The organism is Novosphingobium sp. SG720, from assembly GCF_012275365.1.
Lineage (GTDB): Bacteria > Pseudomonadota > Alphaproteobacteria > Sphingomonadales > Sphingomonadaceae > Novosphingobium > Novosphingobium rhizosphaerae.
Genome location: NZ_JAAZQN010000008.1, coordinates 70,942 through 93,754, shown reverse-complemented (window position 1 = coordinate 93,754; position 22,813 = coordinate 70,942). Strand labels below are relative to the sequence as shown.

Here is a 22,813-nt window from a genome sequence, read left to right as displayed (position 1 = left end):
AGCCCATCTGCGCCCATCAGCGCCGTTCAATTTTCGGCGCCTGTCACCGAGTCTGAAACCGCCCGAACCGGTCCTGTCCGGCGGGCGGGAGCCTCGACGTGACACCCACCAAATTACTCATCGGCCAGATCATCGTCGTCTTCGCCATCGTCCTGCTGGGCATCTGGGCGGCGACACAATGGGCGGCAGCCATGCTGGCCTATCAGCCAGAACTGGGTGCGCCCTGGTTCCGGCTCGATGGCGTGCCGGTCTACCATCCTTGGGCGCTGTTCCCCTGGTGGTATCATTACGACGCTTATGCCCCGCACGTGTTCGACCGGGCGGCCATGTTCGCCGGCGCCAGCGGCTTCATCGGCTGTGCGGCGGCGATTTTCGGTTCGCTGTGGCGCGCGCGACAATCGAGCAACGTCACCACTTACGGGTCAGCCCGCTGGGCAAGCCGCCGCGAAATCGAGCAGGCCGGATTGCACCGTGACACCGGCGTCATGCTCGGCAAGCTGCGCGGCCGTTATCTGCGTCATGACGGCCCCGAGCATGTCATGGCGTTCGCGCCGACCCGTTCGGGCAAGGGCGTTGGGCTGGTCGTCCCCACCTTGCTCTCCTGGACCGGCTCGGCCGTCATCCACGACATCAAGGGCGAGAACTGGACGCTGACCGCCGGCTGGCGCGCGCGCTTCTCGCACTGCCTGCTGTTCAATCCAACCGACACCGCCTCGGCGCACTACAATCCGCTGCTCGAAGTCCGGCGCGGCACCAACGAGGTGCGCGACGTCCAGAACATCGCCGATATCCTGGTCGATCCCGAGGGCGCGCTCGAACGCCGTAACCATTGGGAGAAGACCAGCCATTCGCTGCTGGTCGGCGCGATCCTCCACATTCTCTATGCCGAAGAGGAGAAGACGCTCGCGCGGGTCGCGACCTTCCTGTCCGATCCGCAGCGCAGCTTCGTCGCCACGCTCCGCCGGATGATGACCACCAATCATCTCGGCGACGACAAGAACCCCAGGGTCCATCCGGTCGTCGCGTCCGCCGCGCGAGAACTGCTCAACAAGAGCGAGAACGAGCGCTCGGGCGTGCTGTCGACCGCTATGTCCTTCCTCGGCCTGTACCGCGATCCGACCGTCGCGGAGGTTACGTCGCGCTGCGACTGGCGGATCGCCGACCTGATCGAGGGCGAGCGGCCCTTGTCGCTCTACCTGGTCATCCCGCCATCGGACATCAGCCGCACCAAGCCGCTGATCCGGCTCGTGCTCAACCAGATCGGCCGCCGCCTGACCGAGCGGCTCGACCAGCCCGGCACCTCCGCACGTCGGCACCAGCTCCTCATGATGCTCGACGAGTTCCCGGCACTGGGGCGTCTCGATTTCTTCGAGACGAGCCTTGCCTTCATGGCCGGCTACGGCATCCGCGCCTTTCTGATCGCGCAAAGCCTCAACCAGATCGAGAAGGCATATGGCGAGCACAACGCCATTCTCGACAATTGCCATGTTCGCGTTGCCTTCGCGACCAATGACGAGCGGACCGCGAAGCGCATTTCCGATGCGCTCGGCACCGCGACCGAGCAGCGGGCGATGCGCAACTATGCCGGGCACAGGCTCGCCCCCTGGCTCGCCCACGTCATGGTCAGCCGCCAGGAAACTGCCCGGCAGCTGCTGACGCCGGGCGAGGTGATGCAGCTTTCGCCCGACGAGGAGCTTGTGCTCGTCTCCGGCCTCGCGCCGATCCGGGCGCGCAAGCTGCGCTATTTCCGCGACCATAACTTCACCGCACGCGTGGCTGCTGCACCCAAACTGACGCCGGGCCAATATGCCGATCGGCCGAAGTCGCGCAGCGACGACTGGTCCAACCAAGTACGCAGCACCGACGACCGACTGCATCAGGCCGGGGACGCCGCGGGTGGCGAAGACGATGGTGGCATGCAGCAGCAGCGCCATCCCGGCCTTCCCCAGCAGGTCTCCAGAACGAACGACGCCGCCGAAACGCGCGATCCGCAGGTCGTGCCCGACGATGACGACGTCACCGCCGACAAGCGCGCCATGGACCAGGCGCAAGGGCAGAACGCCGTTGTCCGGGGGCATGCCATCAACGAGGGCGCGAAGCGCGACCTCATACCGGATTTCTGAGGCTGCCATGAAGATCCGCCAGAACCTCTATATCGACCGCGAGCTCAGCGACGCGCTGGAAGCGCTCGCGGCCGGCCCGCGCGGCAACAAGAGCCACCTCGTCAACGATGCGCTGAAGGATTGGCTGGCGCGCCGGGGAACCAAGGAGATCGACGATCTCCTCAAGCTTCGTCTCGACCGCCTGACCCGCGAGCTTGCTGGCGCGCGGCGCGACATCGACGTGCTGCTGGAGAGTCTGGCGCTGTTTGTCCGCTACCAGCTGATGGTGACGGCGCCGTTGCCCGATGCCGATGCTGCGGCCCGCGCGATCGGTCGCGACCGCTTCGAGGCGTTCGTAGCCCAGGTCGGCCGCCACCTCGCCGGTAGCAGGCGGACGCTGATACCCCCCGAAACCGATGGAGGGGCAGCATGACGGTGCATCCCGCTGACAGCGTTTCGACGGAACGCCGCCGCGCCATGCTGCGCACCGCGATGGGACCGGCGATTGCCGCCGCGCTCAGCGACCCCCGCGTCCTCGAGATTATGGTCAATCCCGACGGTGCGCTCCGTATCGACATCCTCGGCGAAGGCCGCGTTGACACCGACGTGAAGCTCGACGCGCCCCAGGTCGAGCGGATCATTCGGCTGGTGGCGTCGCATGTCCGGTCTGAGGTCCATGGCGATAAGCCCATCGTGTCGGCCGAGCTGCCACCGTTTGGTGCTGGCGCAGGCGAGCGGTTCGAGGGAATCCTGCCGCCGGTTTCGACCGCTCCCTGCTTTTCGATCCGCAAGCCGGCGGCCCGCATCTATACGCTGATGGACTATGTGACCGACGGCATCCTTACGGCAGAAGCCGCGAGGCTCCTTGCCCAGGCCGTCGTCGACCGCCGCAACATCCTCGTCGCTGGCGGGACCAGTTCAGGCAAGACGACACTCGCCAACGCGCTGCTCGCCGAGATGGCGCATCTCGACGAACGGGTGATCCTGATCGAGGACACCCGCGAGCTGCAGTCGCCGGCGCCCGACACGGTTGCGCTCAGGACCCGAGCGGACACGGTCACCATGGGCGCTCTCGTACGCTCGACGCTGCGCCTCCGGCCAGATCGCATCATCGTCGGCGAAGTCCGCGGCGGCGAGGCGCTGGACATGCTCAAGGCCTGGAACACCGGCCATCCCGGCGGAATCGCTACCGTCCATGCCAATAGCGCGGCGTCCGCCCTCTACCGGATCGAGCAGCTCATCCAGGAGGCAGTGGTCACCGTGCCGCGCCGCTTGGTCGCCGAGGCGATCGACATGATCGTGTTCATCGCCGGGCGCGGCACCGCGCGGCGCATCGAGACGATTGCCCGCGTCGCCGGGCTCGACCCAGACGGCGGCTACGCCGTCGTCGATCTCACACCAACGCCAACCCCTGACTTGCAAGGAGACTGACATGACGACCGTTCGTATTCTCAATCGCGACCGCTTCTTCCTGACCGGGGTGATGCTCGGCCTTTCGGTCACCATCCCCAGCCGCGCCTATGCCAGCGGCGCAGGCATGCCCTGGGAGCAACCGCTGCAGCAGGTGCTGGAATCGGTCCAGGGACCAGTCGCCAAGATCGTCGCGGTCCTGATCATCATTTCCACCGGTCTGGCGCTCGCATTCGGCGAGACCGCCGGCGGTTTTCGCAAGCTCATCCAGATCGTTTTCGGCCTGTCGATCGCGTTCGCCGCGTCGAGCTTCTTCCTGTCCTTCTTCAGCTTCGGCGGCGGGGCGCTGGTGGCATGAGCCATATCGAGGGCTTCGATGCGCCGATCCACGCCAGCCTGGGGCAAGCCATCCTGCTGGGTGGTGCGCCGCGCGGTATCACGATCGTCAACGGCACGGTCGCCGCCGCCGTTGGCCTGGGCCTCCAGCAATGGCTGGTCGGGATCGCGCTCTGGGCGATCGGCCACAGCATCGCTGTGTTAGCGGCCCGTAGCGACCCGGACTTCGCCCCCGTACTGCTCCGTCATCTGCGCCAGAAAGGATATCTGGCATGCTGAACCTCGCCGAATATCGGTGGCGCGCGGACCGGCTCGCCGACCATCTGCCCTGGGCCGCGCTGGTCGCACCCGGCGTCGTCCTCAACAAGGACGGCAGCTTCCAGCGAAGTTTCGCCTTTCGCGGACCCGATCTCGAAAGCGCGACCGAGGGGGAGCTGGTCGCGACCTGCGCGCGCGCCAACAATGTCCTCAAGCGGCTCGGCTCCGGCTGGGCGTTGTTCTTCGAGGCCGAACGACGCGAGGCGCTCGATTACCCCGAGAGCGTTTTCCCCGATGCGGCGTCCTGGCTGGTCGAGCAGGAACGACGTGCCGGGTTCGAAGCCGAGGGGCAGCATTTCGAGAGTGTCTATCACGGCACGCTGGTCTGGCTGCCGCCCGCCGACAGCAGCGACGCTGCGGGACGGACACTGGTTGAGCGACCCGATGATGCGAAGGGCCGGGACTGGCATGCCAGTCTCTCCAGCTTCATCGCCGAGACCGATCGCGTGCTCGATCTCCTGTCGGGCTTCATGCCCGAAGTTCGGGCGCTGGATGACGCCGAGACACTTACCTATCTCCACGGCACCGTTTCCAGCCGGCGTCACCCGGTCGCCGTGCCGGAAACGCCGATCTATCTCGACGCACTGCTTGCCGATACGCCGCTGGTCGGCGGGCTGGAGCCGATGCTTGGGCAGACCCATCTGCGCACCCTGACGGTGCTGGGCTTCCCGAACCTGAGCCGGCCTGGCATCCTCGACGCGCTCAATCATCAGGATTTTGGCTACCGCTGGGTCACGCGCTTCATCGCGCTCGACAAGACCGACGCCACCAAGGCGCTGACCAAAATCCGGCGGCAATGGTTCAACAAGCGCAAGTCGATCACCGCGCTGCTGCGCGAGGTGATGTACAACCAGCCGGTCCAACTCCTCGACACCGACGCTGACAACAAGGTGGTCGATGCCGATCTCGCGCTCCAGGCGCTCGGCGGCGATCACGTCGCCTTCGGCTACCTGACCACGACGATCACGGTATCGGATGCCGACCGTAACCGCGCCGAGGACAAGGTCCGCGCGGTCGAGCGGATCGTCAACGGCCTCGGCTTCACCGCCAAGCGCGAAGGCGTCAACGCGGTTGAAGCCTGGCTCTCGTCGCTGCCCGGCCAGGCCTACGCCAATGTGCGCCAGCCGCTGGTCCATACCCTCAACCTCGCCCATCTCATGCCGCTATCGTCGGTCTGGGCAGGACCAACGGAAAACCGGCATCTTGGCGGACCGCCGCTACTCTACGCCCAGACAAGCGGATCGACCCCGTTTCGCCTTTCGACCCATGTCGGCGATGTTGGCCATATGCTCGTCGTCGGCCCGACTGGCGCCGGCAAGTCGGTGCTGCTGGCGCTGATCGCGTTGCAGTTCCGGCGCTATGTCGGCTCCCAGCTCTATATCTTCGACAAGGGCTATTCGGCGCGCGCGGCCGTGCTGGCGATGGGCGGTGCCCATCACGCGCTCGGACTCGGCGCGGACAGCGGCGACACCCTGGCGTTCCAGCCGCTGCGCCGGATCGACGATTCGAGCGAGCGGAATTGGGCGGCGGAATGGATCGCGGCGCTGCTGGCGCACGAGCAGGTCATCGTCACCCCCGAGGTGAAGGACGCCGTCTGGTCGGCGCTCGGCAGTCTCGCGTCGGCACCTCCCGAGGAGCGCACGCTGACTGGACTTGCCATGCTGCTCCAGTCCAATGCGCTGCGCACCGCGCTCACGGCCTATACGCTCGACGGCCCCTATGGCCGTCTCCTTGATGCGGCCGAGCAGCATCTCGCGATCGCCGACGTCCAGTGCTTCGAGACCGAGTCGCTGATGGGACAGGCCGGCGTGGTTGCCCCGGTGCTGACCTACCTGTTCCACCGCCTTGAAGAACGGTTCGACGGCCGTCCGACGCTGCTGGTCCTCGACGAGGCGTGGATCTTCCTCGACCATCCGCTCTTCGCTGCGCGCATCCGCGAATGGCTGAAAACGCTCCGCAAGAAGAATGTCGCGGTGCTGTTCGCAACGCAGAGTTTGGCGGACATCGCCGACAGCAGCATCGCGCCCGCCATCATCGAAAGCTGCCCGCAGCGCATATTGCTGCCCAACGACCGGGCGATCGAGCCGCAGTCGCGCGCCGCCTATGAGCGGTTCGGCCTCAACGACCGGCAGATCGAACTGGTCAGCCGCGCCACCCCCAAGCGGCATTATTATCTGCAATCCGCACGCGGCAACCGCCTTTTCGAACTGGGCCTTGGCCCGATTGCGCTGGCGCTGTGCGGCGCCTCCGATCCCGCAACCCAAGCGCGGATCGACGCCCTGCTGGCTGAGCATGGCCCCAAGGATTTCGCCGCCCGATTCCTTGAGGGAGCCGGTCTCGACTGGGCTGCCGGCCTCCTCGCCGATTTTCCCGTCCCTCAAGCCAAGGAGTGAAGTGTGATGCGTATCCCAATCCGCAAATATCTGGTCGCGACCGCACTCGGGGCGGGCGCCATCGGTTCGCTGGCCTGCGCACTGATCGTGCCGAGCGCGCCCGCCCATGCGCAGTTCACCGTGTTCGATCCGAGCAACTACAGTCAAAATCTGCTCACCGCCGCGCGAACCCTTCAGCAGGTCAACAACCAGATCCGCAGCCTGCAAAATCAGGCACAAAGCCTGATCAATCAGGCGAAGAATCTCGCCAAGATCGGCTTTCCTGAGATCCAGGCCATCACCAGCACGCTCCAGCAGATCGACCGCTTGATGGGGCAGGCGCAGGGCATTCAGTTCCGTGTCGACGGCCTCGACCAGCAATTCCGCGCGTTATTCCCGCAGAGCTTCAACCAGGCGCTGACCATGAACGGTCAGGTTGTCGCCGCTCGGTCCCGGCTCGATGCCGAGATGGCGACCTACAAACAGACGATGGGCGTGCAGGCGCAGGTCGTCGAAAATGTCCAGGCGGACGCGCAGACCCTGAACGGCATTGTATCGCGAAGCCAGGGTGCCGAAGGCGCGCTGCAGGCGCAACAGGCGACCAATCAGTTGCTTGCCCTCACCGCCAAGCAGCAGTTCCAGATTCAGGACCTGATGGCGGCACAATATCGGGCGCAGACGATCGAGCAGGCGCGCCGGGCGCAGGCCGAGATCGATGCCCGCGCGGCGACCACAAGATTTCTCGGTTCCGGCTCGGCCTATAGCCCATTGCCCCGTGGCCAATAGGCCCGAGCCGGTGCGCGGGCAGCGGCGAATTCGCCTCTTCGCCGCTGCCGCCGCGGGGTTCGATCCCGCTCCCCAGATCGGACCCCGCGGCTTCCTTCCTAGGATTTTCTCATGAACGACCTGAACGTCATCGATCGGTTCCTCCAGACCTTCATCCGCTACATCGACAGCGGGTTCGGGCTGCTGGGCGGCGACGTCGCCTTCCTGACCACGACCCTGATCGGCATCGACATCACGCTCGCCGGCCTGTTCTGGGCGATGGGCGGCGAGCAAGACGTGATCGGCCGCTTCATCAAGAAGATCCTCTATATTGGCGCGTTCGCGTTCATCCTTAATCGCTTCTCGACGCTCGCCGACATCATCTTCCGCTCCTTTGCGGCAGCTGGCCTGACCGCCGGCGGCGGCACGCTATCGGCGGATGATCTGCTGAAACCCGGTCGACTCGCCGGCACCGGCTTCTCGGCGGCATGGCCGATGCTCGACCAGATCTCGAAGCTGATGGGCTTCACCAGCTTCTTCGACAATTTCCTGACCATCATCGTGCTGCTGTTCGCCTGGGCGATCGTGATCATCGCCTTCTTCATCCTCGCGGTGCAGATGTTCGTTTGCATCGTCGAGTTCAAGCTGACGACGCTCGCCGGTTTCGTGCTGGTGCCGTTCGCGCTCTGGAACCGGACCAGCTTCCTCGCGGAGCGGGTGCTCGGCAATGTGGTGAGTTCCGGCATCAAGGTGATGATGCTCGCCGTCATCGTCGGTATCGGCTCGAATTTCTTCAGCGAATTCACCACCGCCCTACAGGGCCAGGAGCCCGACATCGGCCAGGCCATGAGCCTTGTGCTGGCCTCGCTCACGCTGCTCGGCCTCGGTATCTTCGGTCCCGGCATCGCGTCGGGCCTCGTTGCCGGTGCCCCGCAACTGGGTGCGGGCGCCGCGCTTGGCACCGCCGTTGGTGCGGCGGGCGCCGTAGCCCTGGGTGGCGGTGCCGCGATGGGTGCGGCCCGTGCGGTTGGCAGTGCCGCGCTCGGCGCGATCCGGGCCGGCACGACGATGGGGTCGGCTGCGTCTGCCGCCTACCAGCTCGGCCAGACCGCGGCCGGATCGTCGAGCGTCGGTGCGGGCATCGGCGGCATGGCGCAGGCGGCGGGCAACACGGTGCGCCAGAAGGCCTCGTCAGCGCTGGGATTGGGCGAGGCTGCCGAGCGCGGCCGTGACGCCGCCTGGTCTGCCCTCAACGGCGGGGCCGGTGTCACCAGATCCACGCCAAGCGCCCCCACCGACGGCGCGCCGCCCTGGGCACGGTCGCTTCGTCGCCAGCAGGACGCCCGTCATCACCGCCATGTCGCCATGCAGACGCTGAAGGAAGGCGATCGCGGCGGCGCATCCGCCACCCCCGACATCAAGGAAAGGGAAGATTGAGCCATGATCTTCATATCCCATGTTCTTTAAGCGCGCCGTCCAGCGCTACGCGCAGACGCCCGAGCCAGAGACTCCCTACCAACGCGCCGGGCAGGTCTGGGATGACCGCATCGGGTCGGCCCGTGTCCAGGCCCGCAACTGGCGGCTGATGGCATTCGGCACGCTTTCGCTGTCGACCGCCATGTCGGGCGCGCTCATCTGGCAGTCGCTGCAAAGCCGCGTCACGCCCTATGTCGTCGAGGTCGATCGCCTCGGCGAGGCCCGGGCAGTGACCGAGGCCGAAGCGGGCTACCGCCCCACCGATCCCCAGATCGCCTGGCATCTGGCGAAGTTCATCGAGAATGTCCGCGGCGTCTCGCTCGATCCGGTGCTGATGCGGCGCAACTGGCTCTCGGCCTTCGACTTCACCACGACCCGCGGCAGCCAGTTTCTCAGCGACTATGCGCGGGCGGCAGACCCGTTTGCCAGGATCGGCCAGCGGACCGTGTCGGTCCAGGTGACGAGCGTAGTCCGGGCATCGGATCGCTCCTTTCAAGTGAAGTGGACCGAGACCGCCTATGAGCGTGGGAATGCTGCAGGCACGTCCCACTGGACCGGCATCCTGACGATCCTGACCAAGCCGCCGGTATCAGCCGACGCGCTCCGGAAGAACCCGCTCGGCATCTACATCGACGCGATCGACTGGAGCCGTGAACTCGAGCCCGCAGCGTCGCCTGCTTCGGCGCGCACCGTCCCGCCGCCCAGCAACGTGCCGCTCGGCTCGCCGCTGGACCCGAACCTTGGCGCTCAACCTACCGTCAATACGGAGACCCAGCCATGACGAGACTCTTCGCAACCACCGCGCTGCTGGCGCCTTGCCTGATCCTTGCCGAAGCCAGCGCGGGGGCAAGTTCGCCTCGCGATAATGCCGGGCGCGTTCCCTCGCCGATCGTCGGCGCCGACGATGGGTCTACGCACGGTCCCGTCGTGCAGGGCTCCGTCACCGCCGTGCAGACATATCCGTTCGCCGATGGCGCCATCTACTCCGTCGCCACGGCGCCGGAGCGGGTAACCGACATTGCCTTGCAGCCGGGCGAAACGCTGGTCGCGGTCGCGAGCGGCGACACGGCGCGCTGGGTGATCGGCGATACCACCAGCGGTTCGGCTGCGGAGCGGCGGACGCATGTTCTGGTCAAGCCGTACAGCGCCGGCCTGTCCACCAACCTTGTCATCACCACCGACCGGCGCACCTATCACCTCAACCTGACCAGCAGGGCGAAGGCGGCAATGGTCGCGCTCTCCTGGACCTATCCCCAGGACGCGCTGATCGCGTTGAAGCGCGCCACCGCAGCAGCCGAGGCGGTTGCACCGGTGGCCACCGGGATCGAGGTCGAGCAGCTGCACTTTAATTATGCGGTATCGGGCGATCGACCGGCCTGGCGGCCACTTCGCGCGTTCGACGACGGGCGGCAGACCTTCGTCGAGTTTCCGGCATCGCTGGCGGTGGGGGAGGCACCGCCCCTTTTTTTGGTGGACGGGAAGGGCGAGGCCCAGCTCGTCAACTACCGCGTGAAGGGGCGCTTCTATGTCGTCGATCGGATCTTCGACGTCGCCGAGCTTCGCCTCGGCACGAAGCAACAGCAGATTGTCCGCATCCGCCGCGTGGCGGAAGGTTCGCCTGACCGGAGGGAATCATGACCGCCGAGGCAGCATCCCCATCGGCTCCTGAAGCGCCTGCCATCCCGGCCAAGGTGGATCCGGAAACGCTGGCGCTTCGCGCACAGCCCGTGCGTGCGATCCGCTTCAAGCGAGGCGCCATTGTCGGCATCGCGGCGATCGGCTCGGTCGGTCTGGCCGCGACGGCGTGGGTAGCGCTGCGCTCTACGGACCTGCATCTCGCGGCACCGGCAGAGGACACGCCCGCAGCCGCGAAGGCGCCTGCCGAGACCCTCAACCGTCTGCCAGGCAGCTATGGTGACGTGCCCAAGCTCGGCCCGCCGTTGCCGGGTGACCTCGGGCGGCCAATCCTCGAGCACCAGCGCGCCATGCCGATCGCGCTCGAGGGCGGTGAAGCGGCGCACGCTGAACAGGCAGCCGCAACCGAACGGGATCGAAGGGCCGCAGAACTAAAAGCAGCACGCGAGTCCTCCGTGCTGGTACAATCGGGCAATCGCACCGATCCGGCTCGCATTGCGGATGCGACGTCCCCCTTGCCGTCGCCTGCGACCAATGCGCCGCAGCTCGCTATCGACCCCGATCGTGATCCCAATGCGCAACAGCGCAAGGCTGACTTCGTGGCTGCGCGCGACACCGGTGGCGATGTCAATGCGCACCGGCTGAGCCCTCCCGCGTCACCAAACATGCTGTCTGCCGGCAGCGTCATCGCCGCCAGTCTGATCACCGGACTCAGGTCCGATCTTCCCGGGCTCGTCATCGCCCAGGTGACGGAGCGGGTCTTCGACAGCGCCACGGGCAGTATCCTTCTCATCCCCCAGGGTGCGCGGCTGATCGGCAGTTACGATAGCGTCGTCGCCTTCGGGCAGAAGCGCGCACTGGTGGTGTGGCAGCGGATCATCCTGCCGGACGGCAACTCGATCCGGCTCGACAATGTGCCCGCAACCGACCCGTCAGGCTATGCCGGGCTTGCGGATCGCGTCGATTTTCACACTTGGGCACTGCTCAGGGGCGTCGCGATTTCGACCCTGCTGGGCGTGGGCGCAAACGTGACCTTTTCCGGCGAGAGCGATCTCGTCCAGGCGATCCGCCAATCGACCCAGCAGAACGTCTCCCGCGCCGGCGACCAGATCACGTCCCGCAACCTGCAAGTCCAGCCCACCATCACGATCCGACCGGGCGCGCCGGTCCGGCTGGTCGTTCACCGCGATCTCATCCTCGCGCCCTGGAGAGAATAGGAGCTCGATATGGCAGATCTCAAGTTGCCCCGCCTGCCCGACAGGACGCCCGTAAAGTTGACGATCAGCGTCACGCCTGACCTTCATCTGGCCCTGGTGGATTACGCGACGATTTACCAGCAGGCCTATGGCGACGAGCAGGCGATTGCTGATCTGGTCCCGCACATGATCGCAGCTTTCCTTGCGAGCGACCGCAGTTTCGCAAAGGCCCGCGATGGGCTGGAACGACGCAAATGACGACCGAAATCGAGGGCGCACCGGTGCCTGATCGATTGCTACGGCTGGCTGAGGTTCGGCATCGGGTGGGCCTCGGCAAGACCATGATCTACGCCATGATCGGCGAAGGGCGCTTCCCAAGGCCATATAAGATCACGCCAGCGGCAGCGCGCTGGAGCGAGCGCGAGGTTGAGGCGTGGATTGCCGTGGTTACGAGAGCCGTTTCAACTCCGAGCTGATCTGCCAGCGCCCTACGTGGCGTGATCGAGCGCACCAGAAGACAGGAGCATGCCGGCTGCATCCCTGCCGGCATGCAGGAGGAACTTGCGGGATGCGGCAAGTCGGCTGGTCTATGGCTACCAGCCTTGGCAGGCCTCAGCGGGATCGCCGCCCTTCCTGCCCCGCCCTTGATCCGCCCCACTGTGCGGCGTCTCCTGCGGTCCCCGCGCTTTCGGGTCCGGGTCCCCATCACACTTCAGGCCCGAACTCTTCCAGCGTCTCGAATTTTCTGAAACTCGCTCAATATGTCAGGATGAACCTTGGCAAGGTGACGCAGGACGGCCGCGTTATCGAGCAGCTTTGATACAAATCCCGTGATCACCGCCAAGGCGAGATTGTCGGCCCCATAGCTGTCTTCGATCGCGCGCACTTCCCGGTCGAGATTGGCTGTCTCGCGCTCCATCTCCACAATCTGCTCCGCCGTCAGTTCCTTTGGCTTGGCTTTGCCTTCGACCAACTGGCTTGCGGGCGTCGCGGCGACCAGGAAGCGCGCCTGATCGTTCGTGAAGCGGTTCATCTTTATCATCGATGCTGCGGCTTCGACCTGCCGTACCGATTTCATTTTCCTGAGCTCGGTGAAAACGCTGATAGGAACCTGACGATCCTTCAGCATTTCCTCGACCTCGGGGCAAATACCCGCCAGCAACCTGCGTTTGGATCTGATCGTCGATACATTGACGTTCAAAGCGCGCGCGATGCGTTCTTCAGGCGTTCCTTTCTCGATTGCCTTGAGGATCATCTTGTGTTCCTGGATGATCGACATGCGGCTTATTCGCTTGTTGTAGGTGAACGCTTCGTCTTCCGTAGCAACGAGGCAGTCCACGCGATCGGCACCTTCGCCGACGAGAATGTCCAATCGGATATGTCCATCAAGGAGGTAGTATGCATGTTTTACAGATGGATCGGGCACCACCACCAAAGGCTCGATGATGCCCACCTCCTTTACCGATGCCGCGATCTGCCCATATTTTATCCCTGATCGCATGGCTTGCGTAACAGGCCGAAGAAGTTTGATCTTCGAGATCGGGATGATGCGGCTTTCACGCTCGAACGCGATCTGGACCGGTTTGCGCAGCTCGGACATCATGCGATTCTCCCTGGGAAGACACGGTCGGAGAGGACCTTCGGCATTGTGGCCAGACCCTCCTGCTGCATGATTTCAACCAGTGCTTCATCGCGCATCATTTCCCGCATTGCTGCGGTAATCAGTAGCAACCGTGCCTTGGTGGCCTCGGCTTTGCGTATCAGCATCCGCTTGCGCTCGGTGTCCTGTTCATAGGCTCGCACCAGCGACATCGATGAAATCTTGGGCTTTCTCGTCAGGTTGGAGACGAGCGCGTTGCCGTATTTGGCACGCCGGTCGACCAATCGCTTGGCGGCAAGCAGGCGCTTGCCGCGCAATTCGTTGCGCTCATACGCCTGCTGGAGAGCTTCCTGAACGCCGATATCATCAGCATCGGCGATCTGCACCGCGACCGCGACCGGCACGATCCCAGCTTCGACAGATTGCAGGAGTCGCTGTTCACCCTTTTCGAGCAGGTGAATGATACCCTTCACATATTCCGATGAGAGCCCGGTCATTCGCGTGATTTCGGCTTCGGTATGCCCTCGCTGTTTCATCGCGCCGATGTCGTGCAGCAGGTCGACGCCGCGCAGTTGGCGGCGGGCAAAATTCTCGACCAGGCTTGCAATCAGGCTTTCCTGTGGGTCGAGGTCGACCACGAAGGCCGGTATCGTCTTCTCGCCCAACAAACGAAAGGCCTCAAGGCGCCCCTGACCGCAAACAAGGTCATATCCCGCGCCCTGGTCCCGGCTTCGTGTAACGGTGATCGGCTTTTTCAGGCCGACAGAGGCAATACTGTCGACCATCTCCTTGAAGCTGCGTTTCGGACGACTTCTCGGATTGACGACAGTGATGCTGTCGATGGCGATGAAAGCGACCGTCTGACCCGTCTCTTGTGACATTCATGCAGCCCTTCTCAGCTTGGCGCGCCGGGATAAGGCGAACAGCGACTCGAGCGAGGGAACCCGATAGGCATCGAAGCCCAACCCATTATGTTCGCAGAGCCGGAGGAATGCGTCTCCAAGCGACAGGTGGGGGAGCAGATAAAAGTCCATCGGTGTCCGATTGTCGGCATCCATCCGCACGGCGACTGTAATATCCGGCTTCAACTGGTGGTCGATCTTGATGTGCCATCGAGCCGCACCAGCGCCGGTTTGGCGATGGCGGGCCAAAACAATGGATAGCGTGAATTCATCATTGACCCGGACAAGGTCCGTATCGGGATCCAGCATGGCCGAACCGCCGACGTCGTCTATTCCGGCCAGGATGTCGGATATGAGTTCGGGGTGGAGGCGCCGCAGTTCCTTATTGATTTCAAGATAGCCGTAATCCTGCCGAGGCGTGAAGCCGACCAGCGAGTAAGCGCGCAGCAGACCGCCGAAGCGATTGCGGAACGCGCTGCTGGAAGGGCAGTCTTCGCTCTCATCGATGATGAGACCGGACAATGCGCCGTGCTGGTTCAATAGTGCTTTCAGGACATCGAGCATTTGCGCATCAGTCAGTCGGATCGACCGCTGGGCGATAATCGCCTGGACTTGAGCAAACAGGCTGGCATCGACAATCGGTGTGAAAGCGCAGTCGCGCCTGATCCATTTTTCTCGTGGATTGCGGGTATGCGCCTGCTTCAGCCGGAAGGAGGTGCGGTTCCACACATTGTTGCCAATGTATTTTTCGTTGATCAGGATTTGATGGACAGTTCCACGCGTCCATGGGCGCCCCAGGTTCGTCCGTAATCCTCGATGGTTCAGATCTTCTGCGATTTCGCGCTCGGAACGACCGTGCTCGACAAATGCGCGATAGATCGCCTGGACGACAGCGACCTCCTCCGGTGGGCCGGGCACCAGGATGACCCGATCTGTTTGAATGCTTTTATGCTGGCCTGCTGCCAGATCCCCCTTGGGTTGCAGGTGCTCATCGACAAGTTGGCGACGGATTCCAAATCCAGGAGCGCCGCCTTGTCGAAAACCCAATTCGATCAACCGTGTTTGTCCGGCATGGACCTTGACGGAGAGTTCACGGCTATACTCACCCGCCATCGAGCGCTTGAACGCCTTGAACAAGCCAGCCATCATGGACCCGTCGTTTTCAAATTGCTCGGCGCAATATTGAATGGCTACGCCCGCACGCTTGCAGCGGAGTTCAAATTCGGCCGCTTCGTCGGTGTTCTGGAAACGACCGAGACGACTTACATCGTAGACCAGGAGCGCAGAAAAGTCGGCTGTTCCCGATTCCACATCGGAAAGCAGGCGCTGTAAAGCCTCCCGCCCATCTATGCGAAGGCCGCTCTTTCCTTCATCAGCATACGTTCGGACAATTTCATAGCCACGCTGGGCGGCATAGAAGGCGATGTATTCCGATTGGTTTTCTGTCGAGTATTTCTGGTGGTCGGTCGACATGCGCACATATTGCGCAGCGCGAACAAGGCCGGATCGGCCGCCAATGCCATGTTTTCCATTTTCCGAGTCAGATGGCATTGCTTCTCTGCTATCGAGTCGCAATATCATTACACGGTTGTAGGGGCGGGCGCAACGGTACGAGATCGACCTTGGACAATCGGGTTTAAATCGACGGGCCGGCCGCCTGCATACCGCCCCTGGGTGGAGTGCTGGCCGTCAAGGCGAGCATCATGGCTAAGAATTGGAAAAGCCCGCCATTTCTGACGGGCTTCCCATTTATCCGATGACGATGAGGGGGGGCTTGCGCCCGCGTGTCTCAAAGCCGCTGGTTGAGATAATGGGTGCGAAGGGGTTAAAAGTCAACCTACAGAGGGGAATCTCCCCACCGAGTCGCCCCATCAATGTTCACTGCCGACGAAATTCGCGATCTTCCTTCCGTCATTTCCGGACCGCGATTCGCCACGTATCTGCGCGCCACAAACAACGACGTCGATCACGCACTCGCCCTATATCAGTGGAATCTGGAAATTTCCGCCGCGTTTATCGTGCCGCTGCAAGTGTGCGAAGTCGCGGCCCGCAACGGCGTCGTCGAGGCGATCGAGAAGGTGCATGGTCCGAACTGGCCATGGTCAAACGGTTTCATTCGCAGCCTTCCAGTGCCCAAGAAGGCCTATCACTACAATCCGCAGAACAACCTGCGCGACGTTGCGGCAAGGCAGCCAACCACGGGCAAGGTTGTGGCGGAACTCAACTTTGCCTTCTGGGAAAAGGTATTCACGGTCGGCCAGGACAACCGCCTCTGGCTCCCCAATGGAAACTTCAATGCCTCATTCCCGGGCGTTCCTAACGCAACTCCAATTCCCACGGCTCGTGCGGCCGCCTTCAACGCACTGCTGACGATTCGACATTTCCGGAATCGCATCGCGCACCATGAGCCGATATTCGGTCGAAACCTCGCCGTCGACTATGCGCTCCTTCATGAGGTAATTGGTTGGAGAAGCAGCGTCGCCGCCAACTGGGTGGACAAGATTCAGGGCGTGACTGGGCTTATTGCCAGCAAGCCCTAACTCGCGGCTACGGTTTTCCGACGACACTCCTGGCCACGCCACGATGACTATGGCTACGCGGCCACTCCCGCCAAATCCGGTTTTGACCGGCCTTTCGGCTGTTTCGACTTCAGCGCTTTGGAATCGAGATAGCCCTCCCAATCCTTCATCAGTTCGCGCCGTTTCAGGAAAGCATCCCCTCGCCGGTAAGCGCGGGTGGTCTCGTCCCCGATCTGGTGGGCAAGAGCCTGTTCCACGACAGATTCCGGGTGGTTCGTCATGTCCCCCATATAGTCGCGAAACGCGCTGCGCATGCCGTGCACGGTATAATGGCCAAGCTTCATCCGGCGGAGCACCATCGTCATCGACATCTGGGAAAGCGGCTTTCCCATCTTTTGCCCTTCGAACACGAATGTGCCTGGATCGCAGTTGGAGCCCTTTGCAATCTCACGAAGAATCTCGACGGCGCGACCCGGCAGTGGGATTCGGTGCCCAACACCCATCTTCATGCGATCGGCGGCGACGTTCCATACGCCACCGTCCAAATCCACCTCTGACCATGTCATGCGCAACGTCTCATTGGTACGCGTTGCGCAGAGAATGGTGAACTCGAGGGCGCGTGCCGCAAGCGCCGACCGACGGCGCAGGCGCACGATGAAATCGGGTAGATCTTCATATGGCATCGCCGGATGATGGCGCACCTGCGATTTCTTCCTGCGGCGTGGCAACAGATGGATCAGATTGCCTCGCCAGCGTGCAGGATTCTCCCATGGACCGGCGATGTGCTTCGATGCCTTGGCGGCATCGAGGATGTTCTCAATCCGCCCACGCAACCGCCCTGCGGTTTCCGGGGTCGAGCGCCAGATCGGTTGTAGCACCGCAACCACATCATCCACGGTGATCGCATCGACTGGAATGGCGAGCAACGATTCCCCGTGCGTCTTGATCGTGTTGCGCCACTGCTGGCGATGCTTGGGATTTTTCCATCCCTCTTCCTGGGTGTCGATATATGCTTCTGCGAAAGGACCGAATAGCGGGGCACCGGTCTGCTTCACGATTTCCGGTTCGGACTCCGGCTTCTGTTCCGGCTCGAGAGGTCCAGTGGCCCGCCGCTGCTCGATTGGATCGAGACCTTCGCTTAACAGCTGCCGCGCCGCTGCCGCTTCTTCTCGCGCCTTTGCAAGCGACACATCCGCGACGGCCCCAAGGCCCATCTCGCGTCGGCGCTTGTTGCGCTCGTAGGTGAACACCCAGCGCTTAGATCCATCGGTCTTGATGCGGAGGTAGAGGCCGCCGCCATCGCCATACCATCCTGGCGCGGACAGCGTGGAGATGCGTCGAGAGCTCAGCTTATGTAATGGGCGTGACATTTCGAATCCCAATGGCTCCGTCGAACTGCCAGCTTGAGGGTTCCGCCCGGGTCCGCGCCCGGGTTTGTGCGCTGGATCGTAGCGAACCGGTCCGAACTGCGGCGACCTGCAATCCGCATGGATCTCTGCTAAGCAGTTGTTTACGATGACTAAATATGCCAGAAAAAGCCAATTGACGCAAAGTCATGAAAAGGGGGATACGAATCCCTCCGTCTCCGCCAAGCGGCTGGGCCATTGAAATAGCCAAGCGCTTACGGCAGCGGATGCCGAAGAGATGGCGCCCACCCGCGATTACGGACATTGATGAGCTGCGCTGCATGCTAGGCATGCTGGCTCAGGACACCCTGATCAAAGCCAGAAGAGCACGGTGGCGGTGAGCGCGAGGGCGGGAAAAGACAGTGGGACCGCGCCTGCCTCACAACATCAAAATGTTCCGGACAACAAGTAGAACGATGCCAAGGTTGCTCGTTGCCAGGTTCGCGCCGCCAGTACGAAGCGGTTGCGCTCAAGGCGGAGCGAGCGCGGAAGCATCATTGCGGATCATCTGCGTGATCCGCAAGCGCGCGCGCATTGCTCCCAAATCGGAGGACATGGAGATTTCCCGGGGCAACGGCGTGCCTGAGGCGAAAGCCTCCTCGATTGCTTCCAGGGCGGCCTTGTCCTGCGCGACGACAGCCTTGTTTTGCGCAGCAAGGGCGCTGCTCAGAATTTCATCATCGAGGCGGAAATCTCGCGTGAGCATGATCCAGTAATGCGTGGTCGTTTCGGTTTCGGGAGTGAGGCAATGGATGAAGTTCACCTGGCCCAGTAGAGCCGAATCGGCAGAGGGACCGGAACGCGTGAAACTGCCGGCGTTGATCAGCGATATGCCAATCAAATCGGTGCCAATTCCAACGGTCACGCGCTCGGCAATGTCGGGGAAAAGGAACCGTTGGAAATCGTCGGGCGTCGTGTCGCATTCGGTTCGCGAAACGATGAGGCGCCCCTCGCGCTCCTCCACATCGGGTTTGATCAAGGCGATGCCGCCCTCGCCCACGATGCTGGCATGGATAAATCCGAGATGGCTCAGATCAAACAGATTGTCGATCAACAGCATGTAGCGAGATTTGAGCAGCGTGTAGTCGACACACTGGGTCAAACAGCCCTCGCTGCCGATCAGGCACGCCTGTTGTGGTGGCAAGGGCGTGCGTTCGCCAAGCGCCGCATCCCCCATCCAGATCCACACCAGAGGAGCGGCCTCGCGGACAAGGAATGCGTCCAGTGCGCAATTGGGAACCGAAACCGCAGTCGGCGCCGCAACGCACTTCCCCTGCAGGTCGAAGGCAAGCCCATGGTAGCCACACACGATCTTGCCGTCCTTGAGCGTACCCAGTTCCATCGGCATCATGCGGTGCGGGCAAAGACCTGCCAGGGCGTGGACCTCGCCCTGATCGTCGCGAAACACCACGACACGACGCCCGAGGTAAAAGCGCGCCATTGGCGTTTCGCTTATCTCGGAAGAAAATCCGGCGACATACCATTGGTTTACCGGCCAAGGGGCGCCCGCGTTGAGTGGATACACAAACCTCTCCTGTTTTTTGCGCGCTCCAGAATGCCGGTGCAATCCTGGCATGAATAGTGACAATTCGGCGTTATTTCGATACAGACCGTCCACATGGATGCACTTGCCTTCGCGCTTGCCAGGATCAGGCTGACCTCGCCCCTCATTGCACGCATGCAACTTGGTCGAGATGTAGTGGTTGAAATGGGAGCCGGCAGCCGCATGGATGGCGCCTGCCCGTTCCACTATCTCGTCAGCGGCACCGCGCGATTGGTCTGCGAGGACAGGGTTGAGGTATTGACCTCCGGCGACCTGATATTCCTGCCGCGATGGCCCAATTATCGGATCGAAACGGGGCAGGCCGTGCAACGGTACGGCATTCTCGATCTGGCCATGCGCGACCATGCCGAGCAATGGTCGCCAGATGACGGGCTGGACCAGTCGTTGATAATCGAAGCTGGCGAAGAACCTCTCGCGGCAACACTACTCGGCGGAATCTGTCTTTTCGAGCAGCCTCATCTGGGATCTTTGTTGCAGGATCTGCCCGCCGTGATCGTGACCAACGAATTGGGCAAAGGGACAGAAGGGCTGCTTCAGGCAGTCCTCGCGTTTGTCGACGAGGAACGCAACAGCCGCCCGGGTTATGCGGCGACCGCGGCGCGCCTGCTGGAGGCGTTGCTGATCGAGACACTGAGATCATGGACGTTGGATCATGAACATGGTCCCGGCCGGCTGCGCGGCATGACCGATCCCAAATTGGCGCGCTTGCTCCACCACATCCATGCCAAGCCAGGCATGAACTGGAATTTGGCCAGCATGGCGTCTCTTGCAGGGCAGTCTCGATCCAAGTTCGCCGCTCACTTCAAGCATGCCATCGGTTCAAGTCCAGCGGACTACGTCAGACACGTGCGCTTCGAAACAGCGCAGCAACAGCTGCTCCAGGGCGAGTCCGTGGCGAAAATCGCGCATGACTTGAACTATAGCAGCAGCTTTGCCTTCAGCCGGGCTTTTCAGCAGCACACCGGCATGAGTCCGGCACAGCTCCGCCGCTCCCGGCGCATGACGTTTCCAGACCCCGCCTGAGCGTCATTGCCGGGCCGACGCTGAACTGGCGGTTTTTGCCTCCAGCCGTGGCGCTGTGGAAACTGTCCACGCCGCCTAAGATCTGTCCTATTTGCGGCGACGATAGGTGCATTCGGCCAGAAGGCTTTGACACGTTGAAGATCTTTCCCGCAAACTCTGGAGAACACAAGATTGGGGGTAGGGAGTAGACGTCCATGGATAAGGACGAGAAACGCCGAATTGTCCTGACAGGCGCCGGCGGTTTCATAGGCAGTCGATTAGTCCATGCGTTGCTCGCCTCTCCCGATTATTCGGATTGCAATTTCGCATTGATCGACGTTACAGCACCGTCTACTTTCGAAACCGACCGCATCGAAATGATTACCGGCGACCTGACTGACGCTGGTGTTCTGGATCGGGCATTCAGCACGCCCGCCAACATCGTGTTCCATCTGGGCAGCATCCTCGGGGGCGCTGCGGAAGCGGACCCAGTGCGCGCGCGAAAAACCAACGTCGACGCGACACTGGACATGCTCGAACGCCTGCAGATTGCACAAAACCGCCCCCGCGTGGTGTTTGCAAGCTCGGTTGCTGTGTTCGGACCGGATCAGACTGATCCTGTCGACGACGAGACGACGCCTCGTCCGGCCATGGTCTACGGCTGCCACAAGCGCATGATCGAAATCGCGATTGAACACATGAGCGGGCGGGGTTGGATTGATGGCTTGGCCCTTCGCTTGCCGGGCATCGTCGCCCGCCGAGACACTGACCAGCGCCTGCGGTCTGCATTTATGAATACCTTGTTTTTTGATTTTGCGGCCGGCCGCGCCCAGAGTCTTCCCGTGTCGGCAGATGGCGCCGCGTGGTGGCTCTCTGTTTCCGCCTGCGTGGCCTGCCTGGTCCACGCCGGCAGCATAGCGCCGGAAAGGCTTGGCACCCGCCGCGCCTTTACCCTGCCGGCCCAGAAAATCAGCTTTCGCGCGTTGATAGACGGCCTGGCGCAACGTTTTCCCGATAGCGGAGCCACTGTGGCGTTTCACCCGGACCCGGATGTGGAACGGCAGTTCGGGCGACAACCAGATCTGAAAACGCCTTTGGCCGACAGTCTCGGCTTCCGGCACGATGGGAATGTAGACGCACTTATCCGGCGCATTTTCGAATGATAATTCAATAAGTTTGTTTGGGAGGACAGTATGAAAATTGCGACGATCCGCAACGGCGATCCGGACGGTCGACTGGTCGTGGTGTCTCGTGATGGCACCCGTTTTGTGGCCGCCACAGGGATTGCCCGCACGCTGCAGGAGGCCATGGAAAATTGGTCAATCGCGGAACCGGCCCTGCGCCAGCTCGCCGGAACGCTCGAGGCTGATGTTGCCGCCGGCGAACCGATCCGGTCCGCCGATCTGGCGGCACCATTGCCGCGCGCCTGGCAATGGCTCGACGGGTCAACCTATCTCAGTCACGCCGTGCTCATGTCGCGCGTGTTCAGGATGGATTTGCCGCCCACCGATCGGCCGCTGATGTACCAGGGGGCATCCGATCATTTCTATGGCCCCTATGACGATCTCATCGTGCCGACCGAAGCCGACGGGATCGACTTCGAAGGCGAATTCGGCGTTGTAACCGATGAAGTGCCCATGGGCACCGATGCGCGACGGGCGGCTGAACACATAAGACTGATCGTCCAGATCAACGACTGGTCTTTGCGCGCACTGGCGCCGATCGAGATGAAAACCGGTTTTGGCTGGATCCAGGCCAAGCCACACTGTTCTATGGCGCCGTTTGCGGTCACCCCGGACGAGCTCGGCCAGGCCTGGCGCGACGGTCGCGTTGCGCTGCCACTGGAAGTGAAATGGAACGCAGAGCCCTTCGGCGTGGTGGATGGCTATCCGATGGCCTTCTCGTTTGCCGAACTGGTTGCCCATGCCGCAAGGACGCGCAAACTGGTCGCCGGCACCGTGATAGGCTCGGGAACGATATCGAACGAAAACTATCGGGAGGTGGGCTCGGCCTGCATCGCCGAACGGCGCGGCATCGAACTGGCCGATTCCGGGGAAGCCCGTACGCCGTTCATGTCGTTTGGCGACACCGTAGAAATGGAAGCGCGCGGGCTTGCGGGTGAAACGCTGTTTGGACGCATCGTCCAAAAGGTCGCACAAGGATGACAACCCGGGCTCGATGAACCCTGTTCAATCGAGCCCGGGCTTCAT

Annotated in this window: 22 protein-coding genes; 17 read left to right on the top strand and 5 right to left on the bottom strand. The window is 62.7% G+C overall.

Features of this window, described 5'->3' with window-relative positions; all coding sequences use genetic code 11:
- The first annotated feature begins 98 nt into the window (after window positions 1–98).
- From FHW94_RS21445 to FHW94_RS21385, 13 genes are all read left to right on the top strand, one after another.
- Window positions 99–2,123: a conjugal transfer protein TraG gene (locus tag FHW94_RS21445; RefSeq protein ID WP_168557877.1), complete on the top strand. Its 2,025-nt coding sequence runs from the start codon at window positions 99–101 to the stop codon at window positions 2,121–2,123.
- 7 nt (window positions 2,124–2,130) lie between these two features.
- Window positions 2,131–2,535, top strand: a complete 405-nt coding sequence (locus FHW94_RS21440) for a CopG family transcriptional regulator (protein WP_168557876.1) — start codon at window positions 2,131–2,133, stop codon at window positions 2,533–2,535.
- A complete protein-coding gene (gene trbB / locus FHW94_RS21435; RefSeq protein WP_168557875.1) occupies window positions 2,532–3,533 on the top strand; it encodes a P-type conjugative transfer ATPase TrbB in 1,002 nt (333 codons plus the stop codon). Before FHW94_RS21440 ends, trbB begins: the two co-directional genes overlap by 4 nt.
- Before the next feature lie 52 nt (window positions 3,534–3,585).
- Window positions 3,586–3,870, top strand: a complete 285-nt coding sequence (locus FHW94_RS21430; protein ID WP_246866337.1) for a TrbC/VirB2 family protein — start codon at window positions 3,586–3,588, stop codon at window positions 3,868–3,870.
- Window positions 3,867–4,127 (top strand): VirB3 family type IV secretion system protein, encoded by a 261-nt coding sequence (locus FHW94_RS21425; RefSeq protein ID WP_168557873.1) that lies wholly within the window; start codon window positions 3,867–3,869, stop codon window positions 4,125–4,127. Before FHW94_RS21430 ends, FHW94_RS21425 begins: the two co-directional genes overlap by 4 nt.
- The gene (gene trbE / locus FHW94_RS21420; protein ID WP_168557872.1) at window positions 4,121–6,559 is read left to right on the top strand and encodes a conjugal transfer protein TrbE; all 2,439 of its coding nucleotides are present in this window, start codon (window positions 4,121–4,123) and stop codon (window positions 6,557–6,559) included. Before FHW94_RS21425 ends, trbE begins: the two co-directional genes overlap by 7 nt.
- A gap of 6 nt (window positions 6,560–6,565) precedes the next feature.
- Window positions 6,566–7,324, top strand: a complete 759-nt coding sequence (gene trbJ, locus FHW94_RS21415; protein WP_168557871.1) for a P-type conjugative transfer protein TrbJ — start codon at window positions 6,566–6,568, stop codon at window positions 7,322–7,324.
- A 111-nt stretch (window positions 7,325–7,435) separates the two neighbouring features.
- Window positions 7,436–8,740 (top strand): P-type conjugative transfer protein TrbL, encoded by a 1,305-nt coding sequence (trbL, locus tag FHW94_RS21410; protein ID WP_168557870.1) that lies wholly within the window; start codon window positions 7,436–7,438, stop codon window positions 8,738–8,740.
- Between the two features lie 19 nt (window positions 8,741–8,759).
- Window positions 8,760–9,560 carry a conjugal transfer protein TrbF gene (gene trbF, locus FHW94_RS21405; protein WP_168557869.1) on the top strand — a complete coding sequence of 267 codons (801 nt, stop codon included), beginning with the start codon at window positions 8,760–8,762 and terminating at the stop codon, window positions 9,558–9,560.
- Window positions 9,557–10,417, top strand: a complete 861-nt coding sequence (gene trbG / locus FHW94_RS21400) for a P-type conjugative transfer protein TrbG (RefSeq protein ID WP_168557868.1) — start codon at window positions 9,557–9,559, stop codon at window positions 10,415–10,417. The genes trbF and trbG overlap by 4 nt, the downstream gene beginning before the upstream one ends.
- The gene (locus tag FHW94_RS21395; protein ID WP_168557867.1) at window positions 10,414–11,631 is read left to right on the top strand and encodes a TrbI/VirB10 family protein; all 1,218 of its coding nucleotides are present in this window, start codon (window positions 10,414–10,416) and stop codon (window positions 11,629–11,631) included. Before trbG ends, FHW94_RS21395 begins: the two co-directional genes overlap by 4 nt.
- A 9-nt stretch (window positions 11,632–11,640) precedes the next feature.
- Window positions 11,641–11,868 carry a DUF2274 domain-containing protein gene (locus FHW94_RS21390; RefSeq protein ID WP_168557866.1) on the top strand — a complete coding sequence of 76 codons (228 nt, stop codon included), beginning with the start codon at window positions 11,641–11,643 and terminating at the stop codon, window positions 11,866–11,868.
- Window positions 11,865–12,086, top strand: a complete 222-nt coding sequence (locus FHW94_RS21385; protein WP_168557865.1) for an AlpA family phage regulatory protein — start codon at window positions 11,865–11,867, stop codon at window positions 12,084–12,086. Before FHW94_RS21390 ends, FHW94_RS21385 begins: the two co-directional genes overlap by 4 nt.
- A 236-nt stretch (window positions 12,087–12,322) precedes the next feature.
- Here the strand turns inward: FHW94_RS21385 and FHW94_RS21380 are convergent, their stop codons facing one another.
- Genes FHW94_RS21380 through FHW94_RS21370 form a run of 3 tightly spaced genes read right to left on the bottom strand, consistent with a single transcriptional unit; the run spans window position 12,323 to window position 15,663 of the window.
- On the bottom strand, window positions 12,323–13,213 hold the full coding sequence (locus tag FHW94_RS21380) for a plasmid partitioning protein RepB C-terminal domain-containing protein (RefSeq protein ID WP_210425804.1): 891 nt from the start codon (window positions 13,211–13,213) through the stop codon (window positions 12,323–12,325).
- Window positions 13,210–14,091: a plasmid partitioning protein RepB C-terminal domain-containing protein gene (locus FHW94_RS21375; RefSeq protein WP_168557864.1), complete on the bottom strand. Its 882-nt coding sequence runs from the start codon at window positions 14,089–14,091 to the stop codon at window positions 13,210–13,212. Before FHW94_RS21375 ends, FHW94_RS21380 begins: the two co-directional genes overlap by 4 nt.
- Entirely contained in the window at window positions 14,092–15,663 is a 1,572-nt protein-coding gene (locus tag FHW94_RS21370) for a recombinase family protein (protein ID WP_168557863.1), read from the bottom strand.
- A 323-nt stretch (window positions 15,664–15,986) separates the two neighbouring features.
- On the opposite strand from FHW94_RS21370, the gene FHW94_RS21365 reads away from it, so the two are divergent.
- Entirely contained in the window at window positions 15,987–16,652 is a 666-nt protein-coding gene (locus FHW94_RS21365) for a hypothetical protein (protein ID WP_168557862.1), read from the top strand.
- Between the two features lie 53 nt (window positions 16,653–16,705).
- Here the strand turns inward: FHW94_RS21365 and FHW94_RS21360 are convergent, their stop codons facing one another.
- Together FHW94_RS21360 and FHW94_RS21355 are read right to left on the bottom strand one after the other, a co-directional pair.
- Window positions 16,706–18,001, bottom strand: a complete 1,296-nt coding sequence (locus tag FHW94_RS21360) for a site-specific integrase (protein WP_168557861.1) — start codon at window positions 17,999–18,001, stop codon at window positions 16,706–16,708.
- 505 nt (window positions 18,002–18,506) lie between these two features.
- Window positions 18,507–19,655, bottom strand: coding sequence for an aromatic ring-hydroxylating dioxygenase subunit alpha (locus tag FHW94_RS21355; protein WP_168557860.1), 1,149 nt, complete (start codon window positions 19,653–19,655; stop codon window positions 18,507–18,509).
- Here FHW94_RS21355 and FHW94_RS21350 point away from each other — a divergent pair, their 5' ends adjacent.
- The 3 genes from FHW94_RS21350 to FHW94_RS21340 all read left to right on the top strand — a co-directional run bounded on the left by FHW94_RS21350 (window position 19,656) and on the right by FHW94_RS21340 (window position 22,768).
- Window positions 19,656–20,624: an AraC family transcriptional regulator gene (locus FHW94_RS21350; RefSeq protein WP_168557859.1), complete on the top strand. Its 969-nt coding sequence runs from the start codon at window positions 19,656–19,658 to the stop codon at window positions 20,622–20,624.
- Between the two features lie 194 nt (window positions 20,625–20,818).
- Entirely contained in the window at window positions 20,819–21,766 is a 948-nt protein-coding gene (locus FHW94_RS21345) for an NAD-dependent epimerase/dehydratase family protein (RefSeq protein WP_168557858.1), read from the top strand.
- Window positions 21,767–21,796: 30 nt separating this feature from the next.
- The gene (locus tag FHW94_RS21340) at window positions 21,797–22,768 is read left to right on the top strand and encodes a fumarylacetoacetate hydrolase family protein (protein ID WP_168557857.1); all 972 of its coding nucleotides are present in this window, start codon (window positions 21,797–21,799) and stop codon (window positions 22,766–22,768) included.
- The last annotated feature ends 45 nt before the right edge of the window (window positions 22,769–22,813 follow it).